Source organism: Aliikangiella aequoris, from assembly GCF_053709105.1.
Genome location: NZ_CM132298.1, coordinates 3,208,355 through 3,228,918, shown reverse-complemented (window position 1 = coordinate 3,228,918; position 20,564 = coordinate 3,208,355). Strand labels below are relative to the sequence as shown.

Below are 20,564 nucleotides of genomic sequence, written 5' to 3'. Positions count from 1 at the left end.
TAACTCCGGGAGGAGAGAAAGTTGAAAGATTTACTAAACTTTATAAAACAGCAAAATCAAACTGAAGAATTCGATGCCATTCGAATTGGATTAGCGTCACCAGAAATGATCCGTTCATGGTCTTTTGGTGAAGTTAAAAAGCCGGAAACCATCAACTATCGAACTTTCAAGCCAGAAAGAGACGGTTTATTTTGTGCAAAAATATTTGGGCCAGTAAAAGACTACGAATGTCTTTGCGGTAAGTACAAGCGTTTAAAGCATCGCGGTGTTATTTGTGAAAAGTGTGGTGTTGAAGTTGCGTTAGCTAAAGTAAGACGTGAGCGCATGGGGCACATTGATTTAGCTTGTCCTGTGGCACATATTTGGTTTTTAAAATCATTACCCTCGCGTATTGGTTTGCTAATGGATATGACTTTACGTGATATTGAGCGAGTTCTCTATTTTGAAGCGTTTGTCGTTACCGAGCCAGGCATGACAACGTTAGAGCGTGGTCAGCTATTAAGCGAAGAAACATACCTAGACGCATTAGAAGAATTTGGTGATGAGTTTGACGCAAAAATGGGTGCAGAAGCAGTCATGACTTTGCTAAATCAAATTAATATTGAAGAGGAAGCTAAAGCGATCCGTGAAGAGATCCCTAACACTAACTCTGAAACTAAATTAAAGAAATTTACTAAGCGCCTTAAATTATTAGAAGCATTTATTGAGTCTGGTAATAAGCCTGAGTGGATGATTATGACAGTATTGCCTGTCTTACCACCTGATTTACGTCCACTCGTACCACTCGATGGCGGACGTTTTGCTACTTCTGATCTTAACGACCTATATCGTCGTGTTATTAACCGTAATAACCGCTTAAAGCGACTCTTAGATCTGAATGCACCAGACATTATCGTACGTAACGAAAAACGTATGTTACAAGAAGCGGTTGACGCATTACTTGATAACGGCCGTCGTGGTAGAGCGATTACGGGTTCTAACAAACGCCCATTAAAATCTTTGGCAGACATGATCAAAGGTAAGCAAGGTCGTTTCCGTCAAAACCTACTAGGTAAGCGTGTTGATTACTCTGGTCGTTCGGTTATTGTTGTTGGGCCTACTTTACGCTTGCATCAATGTGGTTTACCTAAAAAGATGGCATTAGAGCTATTTAAACCATTTATTTTTGGTAAATTAGAGCTACGTGGTTTAGCGACTACGATTAAAGCGGCTAAGAAAATGGTTGAGCGCGAAGAACCCGTTGTTTGGGATATTTTAGAAGAAGTTATTCGTGAGCATCCGGTGTTATTAAACCGTGCACCTACACTTCACAGACTAGGTATCCAAGCGTTTGAGCCTGTGCTTATTGAAGGTAAAGCGATTCAGTTACACCCATTGGTTTGTGTCGCTTACAACGCTGACTTCGATGGTGACCAAATGGCGGTTCACGTTCCATTAACTATTGAAGCGCAACTTGAGTCTCGCGCACTAATGATGGCGACTAACAATGTTCTTTCGCCTGCCAATGGTGAGCCGATTATTGTACCTACGCAAGATGTTGTATTAGGTTTATATTACTTAACTCGTGAAAAAGTTAATGTTACCGGTGAAGGTATGGTTTTTGCCGATACCGCTGAAGCTCTACGTGCTTACCGCAATGGCCAAGCTGGTCTGCATGCAAAAGTAAAAGTTCGTATGACAGAAACTGAAATAAGCGAAGAAGGCGTTTCAACCGAAAAAACGACGTTGGTTGATACCACCATTGGTCGTTCACTTTTATTTGAAGTAGTGCCTAAAGGTTTACCTTTTGAGCTAGTTAATCAAAAGATGACTAAGAAAGCGATTTCTAACTTGGTTAACCAAGCTTACCGTCGCCTTGGTCTAAAAGAGACAGTTATTTTTGCTGACCAATTAATGTATACCGGTTTTAATTACGCAACTTTATCTGGTGCATCAGTAGGCATCGACGATATGGTTATTCCAGATGAAAAACGCACCATCATTGACGCGGCTGAGCAAGAAGTTCGCGAAATTGAAGAGCAATTTGCTTCTGGTTTAGTGACTCACGGTGAGCGTTACAACAAAGTAGTTGATATTTGGTCGCACACCAATGAAACGGTTGCTAAAGCCATGATGGATAACCTTAGTTCAGAAGAAGTTGTAGATGCTCAAGGTGAAACCGTTAAACAAGAGTCATTTAACTCAATTTATATGATGGCTGACTCTGGTGCTCGTGGTAGTGCAGCGCAGATTAGACAGCTAGCAGGTATGCGTGGCTTGATGGCAAAACCAGATGGTTCAATCATTGAAAGCCCGATTAAGGCAAACTTCCGTGAAGGACTAACCGTACTAGAATACTTTATTTCTACCCATGGTGCGCGTAAAGGTTTGGCTGATACGGCATTGAAAACAGCAAACTCAGGTTACTTAACTCGCCGTCTTGTTGATGTTGCTCAAGATTTAGTTGTTACTGAAGTTGATTGTGGCACTGAAAATGGTCTTGTGATGACTCCGCTAATTGAAGGCGGTGACGTTGTTGAGCCACTGCGTGAGCGCGTTTTAGGTCGAGTTAACGCAGAGCATATTTACAAGCCTGGTACTGACGAAGTGATTTGTGAGGCAGGTACTTTACTTGATGAGCAGTGGGTTGAAACATTAGAAGCAAACAGTGTTGACCAAGTTGTTGTTCGCTCTGTTATTTCTTGTGACACGCGTCAAGGCGTTTGTTCACAATGTTACGGTCGTGATTTAGCGCGTGGTCACCGAATTAATATTGGTGAAGCGGTTGGGGTAATTGCTGCACAGTCGATTGGTGAGCCTGGTACACAGCTAACCATGCGTACTTTCCATATTGGTGGGGCGGCGTCGCGTCAAAGTGCTGAAAATAACGTTCAAATTAAGAATGACGGTACATTAAAACTTCATAACGCAAAATATGTAACCCGCGATGATAACAAACTCGTTATTGTTTCGCGTTCAACCGAACTAACGCTACTTGACGAGTTTGGTCGCGAGCGTGAGCGCTATAAAGTTCCTTATGGCTCGGTACTAGAAGTCAGCGATGGCGATAAAGTTGTTGGTGGCCAAATCGTTGCTAACTGGGACCCACATACACATCCTATCATTACGGAAATTGCCGGTACTATCCGTCTGCAAGACGTAGTGGAAGGGGTTAATATGTCACGTCAAACTGACGAATTAACCGGTTTGAGCTCATTAGTTATTACCGAATCTAAACGTTCTGGTACTAAAGCCAATGATTTACGTCCTATGGTTAAGCTGTTCGACGATAAAGGCGAAGAGTTAATGATACCAAACACTAACATGCCGGCTCAGTACACCTTGCCGACTAACGCAATTGTTAGTATTGAAGATGGTACTCAAGTAGGCGTTGGTACAGCGATTGCTCGTATTCCACAAGAAGGTTCGAAAACTGGTGATATCACTGGTGGTCTTCCGCGAGTTGCTGACTTATTTGAAGCGCGTAAGCCAAAAGAGCCTGCCATCTTGGCGGAAATCTCTGGTACGGTTAGTTTTGGTAAGGAAACTAAAGGTAAGCGTCGTTTAGTGATCACACCTCAAGAGGGTGATGCATATGAAGAGCTTATTCATAAATGGCGTCACTTTAACGTGTTTGAAGGTGAAAAAGTAGAAAAGGGTGAAGTTGTATCAGATGGTGCCGACAACCCGCATGATATTTTACGTCTTAAAGGGGTTAGTGCTTTAGCTAATTACATTACGAACGAAGTTCAAGATGTTTACCGCTTACAAGGTGTAAAAATCAACGATAAGCACATTGAAAGTATCGTTCGTCAAATGTTGCGTAAAGTAATCATCTCTAATCCAGGTGATAGCTTATTGCTTAAAGGCGAACAAATGGAGTACACCCGAGTCCTCGATATTAATGACAAGTTAATTGCTGAAGGCAAAGAGCCGGTTCAATTTGAACGTGTCTTAATGGGTATTACCAAAGCGTCATTAGCGACTGAGTCTTTTGTTTCTGCGGCATCGTTCCAGGAAACTACTCGGGTATTAACTGAAGCAGCGGTTAGTGGTAAGCAAGATCGCTTATCAGGCTTAAAAGAAAACGTAATTGTAGGTCGATTGATTCCTGCGGGAACTGGTTTGACTTACCACGAAGAGCGCCGTAAGCGCTTATCAGGCGAAGTTAGCTTCGAAATTGAAGAGACTGTATCTGCAGAAGACGCTGAAAAGGCGTTAAGCGATGCACTAAGTTCTTCAGATTTAGAGAGCGACGACGCATAAACCGAATTTGGTGACTGTACCTTTGCACAATAAATGTGCAGTCATCATCTTGACTTCTCTGGTACTGACCATTACAATGCCGCACCCTGATACTTGGGTTGCATATTGTATCGAAGGAATCAGGGAAATTATTTTGTAAAAAAGCTGGAGTTATTGTAAACAATGTCAACTATTAATCAGTTGGTACGCAAACCGCGTAAAAAAGTGGTCCAAAAGAGTAACGTACCTGCGCTAGAAGCTAATCCGCAAAAGCGTGGTGTTTGTACTCGTGTTTACACTACCACTCCTAAAAAGCCTAATTCAGCACTTCGTAAAGTTGCTCGTGTTCGTTTAACTAACGGATTTGAAGTAACATCTTACATTGGTGGTGAAGGTCATAACTTACAAGAGCATAGTGTTGTAATGATTCGTGGAGGTCGTGTTAAAGATCTTCCGGGTGTTCGTTATCACTGCGTTCGCGGTAATCTTGACTTGGCTGGAGTGAAAGATCGTAAACAAGGCCGCTCTAAGTACGGTGCAAAGCGACCAAAATAAGCTTTCGAGTTTATTGAACAAGACCGAATTGAGTAATCAATTCAAATTATTGACATTCAGCTAACCGACAGTATTCTCCCAAGTCTGCAATGGATTTGGGGAAACCACTGAGTTGAATGTAGAACGACATCCCTTAGTGATGTGAGTAAGGTCCGGGCACATGTCCTGGTTAAACCTGAAGTAACACATAGGAAAATTTATTATGCCAAGAAGACGCGTAGTCGCCAAACGTGAGATCTTACCAGATCCTAAGTTTGGAAGTGAGCTATTAGCTAAATTCATCAATATCTTAATGGTTGATGGAAAGAAATCTGTTGCAGAAAAAATTGTATACAGTGCATTAGACATTATCAAAGAAAAGAAAAGCATTGATGATGCGCTACCTGTATTTGAAGAAGGTTTAGATAAAATTAAGCCGCTAGTTGAAGTTAAGTCTCGCCGTGTTGGTGGTTCTACATATCAAGTACCTGTAGAAGTACGCCCTTCACGTCAAACTGCTTTAGCAATGCGTTGGTTGGTTGACGGCGCTCGTAAGCGTGGCGAAAAATCAATGGATGCACGTTTAGCTGGTGAATTATTAGATGCTATCGAAAATCGTGGTTCATGTGTTAAGAAACGTGAAGATGTTCATCGTATGGCTGAAGCTAACAAAGCATTTGCTCATTACCGTTGGTAAGCGAGCAACTGACTTGTCAGTGATAAAATGGTTTAAGGGGAAATAAATGCCACGCAGTACTCCAATCGGTCTTTATCGCAATATCGGAATAGTAGCGCACGTTGACGCGGGTAAAACCACGACAACTGAGCGAGTACTTTTTTATACCGGTTTATCGCATAAGATTGGTGAGGTTCATGATGGCGCAGCCACCATGGACTGGATGGAACAAGAGCAAGAGCGCGGCATTACCATTACCTCGGCTGCTACCACGACATTTTGGCGTGGTATGCAGGGCCAGTTTGAAAGTCATCGCATTAATATTATAGACACCCCTGGACACGTTGACTTCACCATTGAGGTTGAGCGATCTTTGCGAGTGCTAGACGGTGCGGTAGTCGTTTTTTGCGGTTCTTCTGGGGTAGAGCCTCAGTCTGAAACTGTCTGGCGACAAGCTAATAAGTACCATGTACCTAGAATGGTATTTGTTAATAAAATGGATCGAGCCGGCGCAAACTTTTTGCGTGTAATTGATCAAATAGAGAATCGTTTAGGTTCTCATCCTGTTCCAATTCAATTGCCAATTGGTGCAGAAGAAGAATTTACCGGAGTAATCGACCTTATTAAAATGAAGGCGATTTTCTGGAATGAAGAAGACCGTGGTATGACCTTTGAGTACGCCGAAATTCCTTCAGAAATGCAATCTGAATGTGAAACTTGGCGCGAAAGAATGTTAGAAGCTGCGGCGGAAGCTAATGACGAGCTGATGGATAAGTACCTAGAAAGCGGTGACTTAACTGAAGACGAAATTAAGCAAGGCCTACGTGCCAGAACCTTAAGCAACGAGATTGTTGTCGCTACCTGTGGTAGTGCGTTTAAGAATAAAGGCGTTCAAGCAGTGCTAGACGCTGTTGTTGAGTTTATGCCGTCGCCTGTTGACGTGCCGCCGATTACTGGAATTATGGCCGACGGTGAAACCGAAGAATCCAGACCACCAGAAGACAATGCGCCATTTGCCGCGTTAGCGTTTAAGATTGCAACTGATCCTTTTGTTGGGACTTTGACTTTCTTTAGAGTGTACTCAGGTGTATTAAAAACTGGCGACCAAATCTATAACTCGGTCAAGGGTAAGAAAGAGCGAGTAGGTCGAATCGTACAAATGCACTCTAACTCGCGCGAAGAAGTTAAAGAAGTTTATGCGGGCGATATTGCCGCAGGTATTGGTTTAAAAGAAGTTACCACTGGGGATACTTTTTGTGACTCGCATAAGCCGATTATATTAGAAAGAATGGAATTTCCAGAGCCGGTTATTTCCGTTGCTGTAGAGCCAAGAACTAAACCCGACCAAGAAAAAATGGGTATTGCTCTGAGTAAATTAGCACAAGAAGATCCATCGTTTAGAGTGGCTAGTGATGAAGAGTCAGGGCAAACAATTATATCAGGCATGGGTGAATTACACTTAGATATTATTGTTGACCGCATGCGAAGAGAATTTAAAGTGGATGCCAATATTGGTAAACCACAAGTGGCTTATCGTGAAACCATTAAAAAGTCTGTAAAAGCTGAAGGCAAGTTTGTACGCCAATCTGGTGGTAAAGGACAATATGGACATGTTTGGTTAAAAGTAGAGCCTAAAGAGTCTGGTGAAGGCTACGAATTTGTAAATGAAATCGTAGGCGGAACCGTACCAAAGGAATTTATTCCTGCTGTCGATAAAGGGTGTTTAGAAGCCATGCAACAAGGTGTGTTTTCTGGCTATCCTATGGTCGATGTTAAAGTCACATTGTTCGATGGCTCTTTCCACGATGTAGACTCAAATGAAATGGCATTTAAAATTGCTGGCTCAATGGGTTTTAGGAACGCTGCTTTAGAGGCTAATCCGGTTTTATTAGAGCCAATTATGTCTGTAGAAGTGGTTACGCCAGAAGAATATATGGGCGATGTAATGGGTGACTTAAATCGCCGCCGTGGAAACGTTTTAGGAATGGATGATAATCCTTCTGGAAAAGTGATACGAGCTGAAGTCCCACTAGGAGAAATGTTTGGTTACGCCACGGCTATGCGTAGTGCTACGCAAGGACGAGCGAGCTATTCTATGGAATTTAAAAAATACGCTGAAGCGCCTGCTAGTGTTTCAGAGACAATGCATTATTAAGTTTTAATAATTTTAATTTTACTATTCAATTCAACGAGGAAAAGGTAATGTCAAAAGAAAAATTTGAACGCACCAAACCCCATGTTAACGTTGGAACAATCGGCCACGTTGACCATGGTAAAACCACTTTAACTGCAGCAATGTGTACTGTTTTGTCAGCAGCTTTCGGTGGCGCTGCGAAGAATTTCGCAGAAATCGACAATGCACCAGAAGAAAAAGAGCGTGGTATCACCATCTCAACTTCTCACGTAGAGTACGAAACAGAAGGGCGTCACTACGCTCACGTTGACTGCCCAGGACATGCTGACTATGTTAAAAACATGATCACTGGTGCTGCTCAAATGGACGGCGCAATCTTAGTATGTTCAGCAGCAGATGGCCCTATGCCACAAACGCGTGAGCACATTCTATTATCACGTCAGGTTGGTGTACCAAAGATTGTTGTATTTATGAACAAATGCGACATGGTTGATGACGAAGAATTATTAGAGCTAGTAGAAATGGAAATCCGTGAGTTACTAGACGCTTACGAATTCCCAGGCGACGACACGCCAATCATCCAAGGTAGTGCTTTAAAAGCATTAGAAGGCGATGAAGGTAAATTAGGTAAGGAAGCGATTTTAGAATTAGCGGCAGCGTTAGATTCTTACATTCCAGAGCCAGAGCGTGACATTGACCGTGATTTCATCATGCCGATTGAAGATGTATTCTCAATCTCAGGACGTGGAACGGTAGTAACGGGTCGTATTGAGAAAGGTATCGTAAACGTTGGTGAAGAAGTTGAGATTGTAGGTATCAAAGATACAACCAAGACAACGGTTACTGGTGTTGAAATGTTCCGTAAGTTACTAGACGAAGGTCGCGCAGGTGACAACGTTGGTATTTTATTACGTGGAACAAAGCGTGAAGATGTAGAGCGTGGTCAAGTATTAGCGAAGCCAGGTTCAATCACTCCGCACACTAAGTTTGAAGCAGAAGTTTATATCTTAAGCAAAGATGAAGGTGGTCGTCATACGCCATTCTTTAAAGGTTACCGTCCACAGTTCTACTTCCGTACAACTGACGTAACAGGTGCTTGTGAACTTCCAGAAGGCGTAGAAATGGTTATGCCTGGTGACAACATTAAAATGGTTATTGAGTTAATCGCACCAATCGCGATGGACGAAGGTTTACGCTTCGCTATCCGTGAAGGTGGCCGTACCGTAGGTGCTGGTGTTGTTGCTAAGATTTTTGCTTAATTATTAAGTAAAACTCAAAGTACTGAAAAAGGCGTCCGTTGGACGCCTTTTTTATTGAGAATAATAAAAAACTTCTAAAGATCTATTTTTTTTGTTTTAATTTTAAATCATTATTCGTTTGTTGTTTTTTACACTCTTTTTGTTCTTGCACTATTTCTATTGTTTGTTCTACTTTCGGATCGGGCAATACCATTTGCAGTAACATGCCAATAATAAAAGCGCCGGTCTTTTTGTTTTTAGACCACCGGTACAGTCTCACAAAAGTAAATATAAGCCCTAAATACGCTATCCAAGGTTGTAGAGGATCTAAAAAACTCCAGCTATCCGCTAACATAAGTCACCTATTAAATTTAAGTTATTCGCAAGCTAGAATTAATTTCTAGCGCCGTTAATAAATAAAGAAATTTAAAACTTAAATGAATGTGTGGATATAGTGCGGGTTATTTTTAAGTGTGAGTTGAATAAGTTGTTTTATAAAGTCTGCTTTTGTTTCACTATAAGATAAGTTAAAGCGTTTTTTTATTAAGCTTGATAATGTGTTAGTAACAAATAGTCTGCAGCTATTACTTAGTAGTTGAAGATTTTTGGCTAGTATGTGGTTAAATAACTTGTTCGGTATGGGCTTAATGTTCTTTAGCAACACAAAGGTACTTAAAAACTGAGCCTTAATTTGAGAAGTTTGCTCTTCAGCTTGGCTAAGGTAGGTGGAAGGTTTATTGGCAACACTTACAAAATGACCGAGTGACGCATGGTTAAAAAATGCGGATAAGGTCATAAAAGCGATGATTAGTGCAGAGTGTCGCATTGGGTCTTAGCTACTTTTGGTGAAGTTCGACTGTTTTATATGCGGTCGGTAAGGTTACTTTTCAAGCGTGCTGCAAATGCTTTATAAAACTGATTGTCAATAATTAGTAGGCGCCTATTGGGTAACGCGCAATAATATTCACATGAAATTGAAGAGTTTGGTTTGTCAATTATGGGTGTCGATGAACTGAAAATGAAGAAAGGGCGGTCAGCTAGTCTGCGACTATTATTTCGTCAGCTAGGTTAAGCTTTCTAGCATCTCATAATCAAAATTTTCTTGGTTGAGGGTTAGTGTTTTCTGAAAATTAATATCTAACCGGCATATGTCTTGAATGAATCTACTTCGATAAAGTTATTATCATAAAACGCAGAGAGCTGCGCTTTTAAGCAATGCTAAGATATTGTAGTATTAGGTAGAAATAAAAATGGGTGTCCTTGTTATTGAGAAAGGTGGGAGTGCGGATGTAGCGAGTGGTGGGGTTAGTGAAGGGAAGTCGAGCACCAGTCAGACAAGAGCTGCTGATGAAGTTGATTATTCTAGTGGCGGGAAGTTTCCTGTAAGACAAACAACTCAAGCAACCAAAGGTAGCTCAGTTACAACTTTGAGTTTGAAAAATGCTCTTTCTGAAGATGACTTTTCTGTTGGTGATGAACTGAGTGAGATAGGAACAGCATTCTCTATTGTATTCAACTATTTCACTGGCACAGGTCCAGAGCACAGAGATTTTGACGAGACTTCCATCCAATCATTTAGGCTCAGCCAAACTCCAGAGTTTGATCGTGTTAGAAAATTATTCTTTAAGAATTACGGAGATCAATTAGCTAAAAGCTCGGATTGGACGGGGATCAACGCGACTAACTTTGGTAAAACTATTTCTTTCTTTGAAGGATTACAGATTGCATGGGATAGTCCCACAGGAGCTTTGGTAGGAACATTTACAGTTGAGTCAATTATTGGTGGCCCAAATCGAACATTGACTTATACGCTATCAAACAGTAGCAGTTTAAGCTCTTTGACTGGAAGATTATTTGGAGAAATTTCTTACGAAAGGCCTCAAGGAGGTTGGGGAATCGGTGTTGTTATGTATCCGGGGTCGACGATTAGCCAGACTTATACTGTGAAAGAGGAATATTAGAAATGAATAGAGTTGCAATTGGCTTACTTATTTTACTGTTCGTGTGTTCGTGTTCCCCTTCGAAACATACAGTAAATGAGGGCGAGATTCCTGGAGAATACTCGGCTGATTATTATGGGAGCATAGATAAGCTCAGGATTTATAAAGATGGATCTTTTGAGCATGTATATTTGCATAATGAAAAGACAGTTATTGAAAAAGATGAGTGGAAAATACTGGAAAAGGCTGATGATGGAACGAGTTTGGTTTTAGTTTTATCTAATTTTTCTTTTCGGCAGAAAAATGGAAGTATAAACAAGAAAATGGACTGGTTTGCTAATGCTGAAAAAAGTTCTCGGATAACTCTTTCCGACAACAAAAATAATAAATCAAAGTTGGCTGTTAGACTATGTTTCAATATTGATATGGACTATTGTTTTGTAAAAAGCTGATTATGAAACCCGACACCACCTCCTATCCCGCCCTCACTTCGAGGGCGTTTTTACCTTCAATCATCGAACAAACTGAATTCAATTTTATTGACTGCTGCCGGTTAAAACTTGCCCCCGCTGAGAAAAAATGGGACACCCACAACTTTTTCAAAAAACATCTCAAGATAAATTTGACGACGACGCGAGTTTTTATTAGTTTGGTTTAAAAGGATATCAAACTAGAAGGAATTTCAACGATGACTCGGGCTCGCAATTCAATAATTGATTTAGCTTCAACCACTTATTATCACTGTATCTCTCGTTGTGTTAGGCGCGCATTTTTATGTGGCGAAGATATGTTCTCTGGAAAGAATTTTGAGCATCGAAGAGGCTGGATAGTTGAACGTATAGCCTTTCAATTAGATTCATTCGCCATTGAAGTCGCGAGTTACGCCATTATGTCAAACCATTATCACCTTGTGCTTAGAGTCGATGACGACAAAGCCAAAGGCTGGAGTGAAGCCAACGTTATTCGACGCTGGAAACGACTCTATAAGATTCCGCCTGTGGTACAGCAGTATATTAAAAATCCACAGGCGCAAGGCATAGCGGAAGTAGCGCAAGGTATGATTCAAAAATGGCGAGAGCGACTGATGGATATCTCTTGGTTTATGCGCGGTTTAAATGAATATTTGGCCAGAGAAGCAAATAAAGAAGATGAATGTAAAGGCCGTTTCTGGGAAGGACGCTTCAAATCTCAACCACTGTTAGACGAAGCCGCTGTAATCACTGCAATGGGTTATGTCGATTTAAATCCCATCCGGGCCAAAATGGCTAAGACGCCAGAAAAGTCTGACTTTACTTCAATTCAACAACGAATTAAACAACAACTAAAAGCCAAAGTCCAAACCCCAATCCCCTTAATTAAACTCACCCAATCAAAACAAAAAAATAAAAATGCGATTAATGTAACTCAACAAGACTATATCGAACTAGTTGACTGGCTAGGCCGCGCGATACTTCCCACTAAACGAGGTTATATTGAGAGCGATACACCGCCAATACTAAACCGACTTAATCTCCATGCTGATGAGTTTGTTTCATTGATGAAACAAAAAGACGATTTATCGCAACTCAGTGTCATTGGCTCTCCTAGTGCGATTACGCATTTTATGGATGTAGCAGAAAGAAAATTAGTCAAAGGGCTTTCTGCAAGTCAGCGATTGTTTCTTTAGCTAAATCACATTTCATCAACTCGTAATACCTTTATCAGCCTGGCTGAGGGTTAGTGTTTTTCGTAATTTAATATTTAACCGCAATATGTCTTGAATGAATCTAATTCGATAAAATTATTCTTATAAAACGAAAAGAAGAGCGCTTTAAAGTTATGGTGTGGTGTTGTAATATAAAGCAGGAATAGAAATGGATGTCCCGTTGTCCTTGCCACAGGACAGCTCTCTGTATTTAGATTATTGGTCTTTCAAATACTTTGTGACTGCAAACAGTATATGTATTGATGCTGGAGCAGATAAGAAATACGATCATTTCCATGGTTCTGCAGTAATAGTTTATGGCACGCTAGTTAAAAATGACTACTGTGGTTATGTAATAGAGGTAAAGAATATGGGGTATCCAATATCAAGAGAGAAAGAAATTAATGAAAAAGAAAGGGTACCCCAAACTACTTCAAAAAACATCTCAAGATAAAATTGACCGTGGCGCAAGTTTTTATTAGTTTGATTTAAAAGGATATCAAACCAGAAGGGATTTCAACGATGACTCGCGCTCGCAATTCAACTATTGATTTATCTTCAACCACCTATTACCAGTGTGCCGCTTAAGACAGACCGAGGCACTCATTACTGTTGTTGAAATGAAGCTAAAGTAAATACGGCTAGCCGGTCTGCGGTTATTATTTCGTTAGCTAAGTTACTTTTCTCATCTCGTATTACGCCCTATCATCCTTGCTGAGGATTAGTGTTTCCTGAAAATTGATAATAAACCGCAATATGTCTTGAATGAATCTAATTCGATAAAATTATTCTAATAAATCGTAGATAAGGGCGCTTTTAACTTATGTAGTGGTGTTGTAGTATTAAGCAGGAGTGATAATGGATATCCTGTTGTTTCTCCTAAGCGAATTAGTAATTCAAAAGAATCTTACAAATCAGAAGATATACTTCGATTTTATAGTCGACAACTTTATGTGGAGTAGAACATTGGCGATTCATGCTATGCGACTTGCTTTATTTTTTTTCATTTTTTTAATTTCAGTGTTTCTGAAGCCAAATCTAGCAGCGCAAGATCTTGCGATATTGAAGCTTTGGTACTTAAAGAGACAGAAGTAGTTTTAGTAAAAGGAAACACTAAAAATTTGATTAGTGTTTATTTGTTTGATTCAAAAATAACTTTGCCTTCACGGTTTGAAATTGTGATAAATGGTCAGGTAGGAAAAACTCTTGTCTTAGATAGCTCATTGTCATCTCAGACTGCGTATCAAAGTGCGATTGCTTGTATGTCTAACACTGTGTTGGTCGGAAATGTCGAAATTGGAAATAGAAAAGATTGTGAATTATGTGACATTGATATACTTGGAAAAATGGAGTTTATAATTGTATCTCATTCAAAAGAGAGTGAAGTAAATTACATTGAAACCAAGCGAAAAGGAATTGCAAAAGAATGGAATAGAATGACGATCCTGTACGATGAAAATAATTATATCTACTTAGTAGATCAAAATCCTAAGTTGGGTAAGTATATATTGGAACAAATAAAGAAAGATATTTGATAAACGTCTGCCCACAGATAATAGCTGTCAGATGTATTGCGTCATTGGAAAACATGTTAGAAGTAATGTGCAAAAAAGGTAGCACCTAAAAATTTTTCAAAAAAACATCTCAAGATAAACTTGACGGCGGCTGGAGTTTTTTATTTGATTTAAAAGGATATCAAGCCAGAACGGATGTCAACGATGATTTGCGCTCGCAATTCAATAACTGATTTAGCTTCAACCACTTATTACCACTGTGCCGCTTAAGGCAGATTAAGATACTTATTACTGTCGTTGAAGTAAAGCTAAAGTATAGGTGGTCAGCTGGTCTGCGGTTATTATTTCGTTAGCTAAGTTACTTTTCTCATCTCGTATTACCCCCATCAGTTTTACTGAGGTTTAGCGTTTTCCGAATTCATTAATCTAGCCATCAATCCTTAAGAACCTAATTAAGACGATAAAAATATTTATGTCTAAAGCTGAGAGGGGCGCTTTTAAGTGATGCGGAGGTATTGTAGTATTAGGTTGAAATAAAAATGGGTGTCCTTGTTATTTCGTTTCGTTAGCTAAATTACTTTTCTCACCTCGTATTACCCCCCATCAGTTTTACTGAGGTTTAGTGTTTTCCGAACTCATTAATCTAGCCATCAATCCTTAAGAACCTAATTAAGACGATAAAAATATTTATGTCTAAAGGCGAGAGGGCGCTTTTAAGTGATGCGGAGGTATTGTAGTATTAGGTTGAAATAAAAATGGGTGTCCTTGTTATTTCAGGGTAAGTATATATTGGAACAAATAAAGAAAGATCTTTGATAGGCGTCTGCCCGCAGATAATAGCTGACAGGTGTAATGCGTCATTGGAAAGCGTGTTAGAAGTAATGTGCAAAAAAATATCAGCTCGATATAGTAAAGGCTAGAGGCAAACCATTTATAGAGGAATTATAAGATGTATGTTGATTTGAAAATATATTTTTCATTGTCAGTGTCGCTAATTATTTGTGGCTGTATTTCCATTAATGATGCTAAGGCTAATGAAAAAGCTAGCGTAGAAAATATTAGACGTTGTCCTGGAGTTCCACTTGTAATGTTATTAAGTGATGTACCTGAATATAATAATATGTGTGTTACCACGACAGGAGTGGTCGCTATAAGTTCTGAATGGAGTTATTTGTATTTGAATTTAGAATCTAAAAAACATGGCGTGACTCTCAATAGTTTAGGGCTAGGTTTTAGCTTAAAAGAGTCTAAAATACTAACTCAATATAATGGCCAATATATCACTATCACAGGTATTTATAATAATAGTTCGAGAAGTTTGTCTGATGTTAAGTTTTTTACATTTTAGTAGTGCACCAGTCAGGGGAGGAACAAAAGCCAAAAAACAAAAACCGAAAAAAAAAGAGGACACTCACAACTTTTTCCAAAAACATCTTAAGATAAATTTTACGACGGCGTGAGTTTTTATTAGTTTGGTTTATAAGGGTATCAAACCAGAAGAAATTTCAACATTATAGCGGTGCCTATATATATTCGTGAATTTTGAATCCAGAAAAAATGTCTACTTATTGCATTGGCAATATCTTTTTTGGAGCTCCTCGAACCTGTGAGTTTTATTTAGATAAAGCTATTTTGAGTTATTAATACAGCGCGTTTAAGTTTTTTTTATCTTTTATGTCAACCGATTGAACTTAGCTTCGTTTTAAATGATGTAAACCCAATGAATCAATTAGAAAATGAGGAATTAAAATGAAGAAAATCATTGTTGTTTTAGGTATTGCGGTTGGCATTTTTAATACAGGTTTTTTAGTTGCGGCGGAAACACCGCTACTAGACAAGCGCCAAAAAGCACAAAAATTGCGTATCCTTGACGGAGTAGAGAGTGGTGAGCTTACCCGTAGAGAAGCCCGAAAAGCGGCTCGTGGGCAAGTTAAATTACAGCGTATGGAAAACAAAGCGAAGCAAGATGGTGTTGTAACCGCGAGGGAAAGAGCGCGTTTACAGCATAAAGCCAATAAAGAGTCGGCCAAAATTGCAATTAATAAGCATGATAGACAAAAGCGTTTAAAAGCCCGTAAAAACAAAGATTAACCATAACACTAAAGTTTCCAGTGAATTAGCCCGACCTAAGAGTTGGGCTTTTTTTTGATTTTTGTCAAAGCGTTAAATAAAGTTTAAGATAAGCGTTGGCGAGAGGTTCAAGTCTTACTCATAGTCATTCTTTTCGTTCGTTTTTTGGATAAAGCTCAATGGCAAAGCTACACTTTACCCCTAATTTACGGCGTCATATAGCGTGCGACTCAATTGAGTTTCAGGCGGACTCTTTAACTACAATTTTTGATTTTTTAAGTCAGCAGCATCCAGCATTAGCTAGCTACCTTTTAACCGAGCAGAATTTGCCACGCAAACATATTTTGATCTGTGTTAATGGACAAGTCGTTGCGCGCAAAAGCTACTCTCAAACCCCACTAGACGCGCAAAGTGAAGTTTATTTTATGCAAGCGCTATCTGGCGGATAAGCTTACTATAAGGAGTGCTTATGCAAACCATTGCATTTATTGCCACACGTAAAGGACTATTTCGGCTTTTTTCTGACTGGAGCTTAAGTAAAGTTGCTTTTGAAGGCGTACCGGTAACCAGTTTTGTGATTAACTCTGCTGATGGAGTCTGTTACGCAGGCTTAAATCATGGTCACTTTGGGGTCAAAATGCACCGCTCTGCTGACTGGGGCGAGACTTGGCAAGAAGTGAGTGCGCCTGCCTATCCAAAAGCGGAAGAGCCAGACAAGGGAGAGTCGGTAGAATTAATATGGAGCCTTGCTTTTGCGCGGCCGGAGAATAGTGATGAGCTTTGGCTTGGAACCGTTCCTGGCGGGTTATTTTATTCAAACAACGGCGGTAAAAGCTGGACACTGAATCAAAGTTTATTTGATTATCAACAGCAACATGAGTGGTTTGGCGGCGGTTACGATAAACCCGGCATTCATTCCATTTGCGTAGATCCAAGAAACAGTCAGCACATTCGAGTAGCAATCTCCTGTGGAGGCGTTTGGCAAACTCTCGACGCTGCTAACAGTTGGAGCAATGTTGCCAATGGAATGCGCGCTGAATATATGCCGCCCGAGCAAGCGTTTGATCTTAATATTCAAGATCCGCATTACATGGTTCAATGCAAAGCACATCCCGACTATTTTTGGGTGCAGCATCACAATGGCATTTTTAAATCTTCAGATAGCGCAAATCATTGGCAAGAAATTGAGAATGTTAAGCCTTCAAATTTTGGTTTTGCGGTAGCGGTTCATCCAAACAATCCGCAACAAGCTTGGTTTGTTCCGGGCGTTAAAGATGAGTGTCGTGTGCCAGTAGACGCTAAGCTGGTCGTTACCCGTACTAAAGATGGTGGGGAGACCTTTGAAAGTTTAAGCCAAGGTTTGCCAGAGCAAGCCTGCTATGATCTAATTTATCGGCATGCGCTTGATGTTGATGTTACTGGAGAACGATTATTAATGGGCAGTACCACGGGGAATCTTTGGATTTCAGAAAATGAAGGGGATCAATGGCGCTGCTTAAGCCACTACCTACCCCCCATTTATGCGGTACACTTTGTTAAATAAAAACGGCCCTTTTTGATAGTGCTTATGGCGCTTAGTGCTGAGTTTTGTTGCCTTCAACCGACGCATTAAGCGCTAGGTCTTGCGCACTAAACTTAAATTGGGTGCTACAAAACTCACAGCGCACGGCCAAATGCCCTTTGTCGGCAAGAACCTCTTGAATTTCAGCTTCGGGTAGTAGTTTGATAGAGTTCAACATTTTGGTTTCACTGCAACCGCAATTAAACTTAACTTCGTCAACCGCCAATCCGCGTACGCTTTCTTGATGAAATAAGCGATGCAAGATGGTTTCGCCATCTTCTGACAAGCACTCTTGCGCTGTTAAAGTCGAGGCTAGGTAAACTAAATGCTCAAATGACTCTTCAGACTGCATATCAGGTAATGCTTGAAGCATTAGTCCAAAGGTTTGCTGCGCGTTATTAAACAACCAAATTCGGGTCTTCAACTGTTCAGATTGGTTAAAATAGCTCTCAACACAGGCAGCTAAAGAATCACCATTAAGTGGCACTATACCTTGGTATCGTTTGCCTTTTTCAGGCTCTATGGTAATAGACATTTGACCGTTTTGAGTAAGCTCGCTAAAGCTTACATCTTGGTAAGATGCGGCTTCATTATATCGAATTAATCCTCGGTAGCCTAAATCGTGGGTCGTTTGCACAACCAACATTTTTAAGTTACCTGGGGTTTGTAACTGAATCGACATTTTGCCTTCAAATTTTAAGGTGGTAGCGAGTAAGACACCTACAGCGGCGGCTTGCTGTAATAAAGCTTGCAAAGGCTCAGGGTAATTGTGCGCGCTGATCATTTGTGTTGCTGAGTCAGTTAAATTGACTAATTCGCCGCGAATACCGTGGGTGTCGAAAATAAAACGATGGATTTTGTCAGACATAATTAAAATTTCAATAAACTGTGTTGTCGCTATTATACCTGTGGGATTAGGCGCTGCCCAATCATTCTGTGATTATAAAAGCGAATTAGTTGAGCGAATAAAAAAGCAAAAGGCCTAGGCCTTTTGCTTTTAAGGTGCACTCTTAATTGGTGCGGTTAGTTAAGTCTGGTAAATTAAAATGATGCGGTCATTTCGTTCGAGCAGTCATTAGAAGACTCATTACAAACCTTATAAACGTAATTTCCACTGGCTCCTCGAATTCTATCGCGGTAAGCGCCATCGTTTGCGGTTGTTTTGAGCTTACTGCCGTTGCGGAAAATATCAACATTACTGCTTGTCGCACCGTCCCACGATAAATTGACTATGCCAGTACTACGTTTAAGCTTAGTCGTTAAGCTTAAGGTAATGTCGGCTGGGGGTGGCGGTGGAGGGTTGCTGTCGTCAGTATAATCCCCAACTAAGTCGACCCCAGAGAAGCTAGAGTAGCCACGTACCATCACATAATAAGTACCGGTTTGAGGAGTTGCAAAGCTACAGGTTTCGTTATTGCCTGCAGTATAAGGTCGGCAATCATAACTAGTACTATCCGGCAGGCTACCAAAACGAACGTATAAGTCAGCATCGCCGCTACCGCCCGACATATTAAAGCTTAAGTCGGTTGCACCTGCTGGAACTTCCATCTGATACATTAACTCTTCACCTGTCGCTCCGGAAAGGTTAGTTTCTGGTACACCTTTAGTTAGAGACGCAGGAGGAGGCGGTGGTGGAGGTGGATCAATCGGTCCAACATCGCAGCCGTTCGCTAGCATGTCAAACATGGCTTTTGCTTTAACAATACCATGCCCATAGTAATTATCACGACCGGTTGCGCCGCGGTCCTGCGCAGACTTATTAATCGCTTGGCGCATTTGAGCTGCTGTACAGTTTGGATAGTGACTCCATACTAACGCTGCAACACCTGCAACATGCGGAGTTGCCATGGAAGTTCCTGACCATGCAGCATAGGTATTACCCGGTAATGTAGAGTTTACAGCAACTCCTGGCGCGGCAATTTCCACTTGTGAATTAAACTGTGAAAAGCTAGCCACATTGGCGTTTGAATCGACCGCCGCGACTGACATGACTGAGTCATAGCTTGCCGGATATGAAAGGGTGGAATTTCCATCATTGCCAGCGGCAGCTATTGATAGTATTCCGTTCGCTGCAGCGTTATCAAAAGCCGCTTGTTCTGCATTACTCGGCGCGCCTCCGCCTAAGCTCATGCTAATGACATTGGCGCCTGCGGCGGCACACTGATCAACGGCGGCGACCATGTCTGAACCATAGGCCCATGAACCGGCATTGTTAAAAACTTTAACCATATGGAGTTTAACTAAACCACTCGGGTTAACTCCAACGACGCCAGTTCCATTATTGCCAATGGCCGCAATTGTTCCAGAAACATGCGTACCGTGACCATGGCCATCTTCGTACCAATTGCCGGTGTCATATGCGCCATGACCGTCGTCGCCTGTAACGCCAGATGAAGGCAGGTCTTCGTGGCCTAACGCATAGCCGGTATCCGTAATACATACGGTCATATTACCGGTTAATGCATCACTCACTTGGTCGGCTTCTACCATACCAATACCAAAGGGTTGTGACTCGGCTAAAAGGTGTCGTTTAGGATCTTTTTCTACATATTCAACGTCGCTGCGAGCACGCAAGCTCTTTACCGCAGCGGCAGTGAGCTCTGCTGCAATGAGTTGGTGCTTAGGTAAGTTACGCTTGATGGTTCCATTGGCAGTTTGAATGGCTTGTTGGCTTTGCATAATATTCGCGTTTTTAAATTTGACAATATAACGCTGTTCATCTTGAGTCGTTAAGCTTGACGAAGCCGACACGCTAAGCGTGGTGGCTAGTGCCAATGCAAGAGGGGAGTATTTCATTATCATTATTTTAGGTCCTCGGTAATCATTATTTTCATTAGGACTCTACTGCTAGTTGGCGGTGCAACTAAGATACCCGAATCAATGTATTAAAAGACTCAAAGCGAGCCTTTAATACCGTGTTTGCAAGTTAAACTTAGCCTAGTCAATTGCAAAATCAAGCGGATGTTTTTTGAACGGCTAGTGTTTTGCT

Annotated in this window: 17 protein-coding genes; 14 read left to right on the top strand and 3 right to left on the bottom strand. The window is 40.9% G+C overall.

From position 1 onward, the window contains the following. The first annotated feature begins 21 nt into the window (after positions 1–21). From rpoC to tuf, 5 genes are all read left to right on the top strand, one after another. Positions 22–4,245 carry a DNA-directed RNA polymerase subunit beta' gene (gene rpoC / locus ACUR5C_RS14005; protein ID WP_454465798.1) on the top strand — a complete coding sequence of 1,408 codons (4,224 nt, stop codon included), beginning with the start codon at positions 22–24 and terminating at the stop codon, positions 4,243–4,245. Positions 4,246–4,407: 162 nt separating this feature from the next. Then, positions 4,408–4,779, top strand: a complete 372-nt coding sequence (gene rpsL / locus ACUR5C_RS14000; protein WP_142942590.1) for a 30S ribosomal protein S12 — start codon at positions 4,408–4,410, stop codon at positions 4,777–4,779. A 202-nt stretch (positions 4,780–4,981) separates the two neighbouring features. Next, positions 4,982–5,455, top strand: coding sequence for a 30S ribosomal protein S7 (gene rpsG / locus ACUR5C_RS13995; protein ID WP_454465797.1), 474 nt, complete (start codon positions 4,982–4,984; stop codon positions 5,453–5,455). Between the two features lie 46 nt (positions 5,456–5,501). Next, positions 5,502–7,589 carry an elongation factor G gene (gene fusA, locus ACUR5C_RS13990; protein WP_454465796.1) on the top strand — a complete coding sequence of 696 codons (2,088 nt, stop codon included), beginning with the start codon at positions 5,502–5,504 and terminating at the stop codon, positions 7,587–7,589. A 47-nt stretch (positions 7,590–7,636) separates the two neighbouring features. Further along, on the top strand, positions 7,637–8,827 hold the full coding sequence (tuf, locus tag ACUR5C_RS13985; protein ID WP_454465795.1) for an elongation factor Tu: 1,191 nt from the start codon (positions 7,637–7,639) through the stop codon (positions 8,825–8,827). A gap of 82 nt (positions 8,828–8,909) precedes the next feature. On the opposite strand, the gene ACUR5C_RS13980 is transcribed toward tuf, so the two are convergent. After that, positions 8,910–9,161: a hypothetical protein gene (locus tag ACUR5C_RS13980; RefSeq protein ID WP_454465794.1), complete on the bottom strand. Its 252-nt coding sequence runs from the start codon at positions 9,159–9,161 to the stop codon at positions 8,910–8,912. An 895-nt stretch (positions 9,162–10,056) separates the two neighbouring features. Here ACUR5C_RS13980 and ACUR5C_RS13975 point away from each other — a divergent pair. The 9 genes from ACUR5C_RS13975 (at position 10,057) to ACUR5C_RS13935 (ending at position 17,557) form a co-directional block, all read left to right on the top strand. Next, positions 10,057–10,767 (top strand): hypothetical protein, encoded by a 711-nt coding sequence (locus ACUR5C_RS13975; RefSeq protein WP_454465793.1) that lies wholly within the window; start codon positions 10,057–10,059, stop codon positions 10,765–10,767. Positions 10,768–10,769: 2 nt separating this feature from the next. After that, on the top strand, positions 10,770–11,198 hold the full coding sequence (locus ACUR5C_RS13970) for a hypothetical protein (RefSeq protein WP_454465792.1): 429 nt from the start codon (positions 10,770–10,772) through the stop codon (positions 11,196–11,198). A 236-nt stretch (positions 11,199–11,434) separates the two neighbouring features. Then, entirely contained in the window at positions 11,435–12,412 is a 978-nt protein-coding gene (locus ACUR5C_RS13965; protein ID WP_454465791.1) for a transposase, read from the top strand. A gap of 187 nt (positions 12,413–12,599) precedes the next feature. Further along, entirely contained in the window at positions 12,600–12,884 is a 285-nt protein-coding gene (locus ACUR5C_RS13960) for a hypothetical protein (RefSeq protein ID WP_454465790.1), read from the top strand. A 616-nt stretch (positions 12,885–13,500) separates the two neighbouring features. After that, a complete protein-coding gene (locus ACUR5C_RS13955) occupies positions 13,501–13,965 on the top strand; it encodes a hypothetical protein (RefSeq protein ID WP_454465789.1) in 465 nt (154 codons plus the stop codon). Positions 13,966–14,893: 928 nt separating this feature from the next. Continuing rightward, a complete protein-coding gene (locus ACUR5C_RS13950) occupies positions 14,894–15,292 on the top strand; it encodes a hypothetical protein (protein ID WP_454465788.1) in 399 nt (132 codons plus the stop codon). A gap of 401 nt (positions 15,293–15,693) precedes the next feature. After that, a complete protein-coding gene (locus ACUR5C_RS13945) occupies positions 15,694–16,035 on the top strand; it encodes a hypothetical protein (protein ID WP_454465787.1) in 342 nt (113 codons plus the stop codon). Between the two features lie 158 nt (positions 16,036–16,193). Further along, the gene (locus ACUR5C_RS13940) at positions 16,194–16,463 is read left to right on the top strand and encodes a MoaD/ThiS family protein (RefSeq protein ID WP_454465786.1); all 270 of its coding nucleotides are present in this window, start codon (positions 16,194–16,196) and stop codon (positions 16,461–16,463) included. Between the two features lie 20 nt (positions 16,464–16,483). Next, entirely contained in the window at positions 16,484–17,557 is a 1,074-nt protein-coding gene (locus ACUR5C_RS13935; RefSeq protein WP_454465785.1) for a WD40/YVTN/BNR-like repeat-containing protein, read from the top strand. 31 nt (positions 17,558–17,588) lie between these two features. Here ACUR5C_RS13935 and hslO read toward each other — a convergent pair whose 3' ends face one another. Both hslO and ACUR5C_RS13925 read right to left on the bottom strand, forming a co-directional pair. Next, complete coding sequence (gene hslO / locus ACUR5C_RS13930; protein WP_454465784.1) at positions 17,589–18,443, bottom strand: Hsp33 family molecular chaperone HslO; 855 nt, start codon at positions 18,441–18,443, stop codon at positions 17,589–17,591. 173 nt (positions 18,444–18,616) lie between these two features. Beyond that, positions 18,617–20,371, bottom strand: coding sequence for a S8 family serine peptidase (locus ACUR5C_RS13925; protein WP_454465783.1), 1,755 nt, complete (start codon positions 20,369–20,371; stop codon positions 18,617–18,619). Positions 20,372–20,564: the final 193 nt, after the last annotated feature.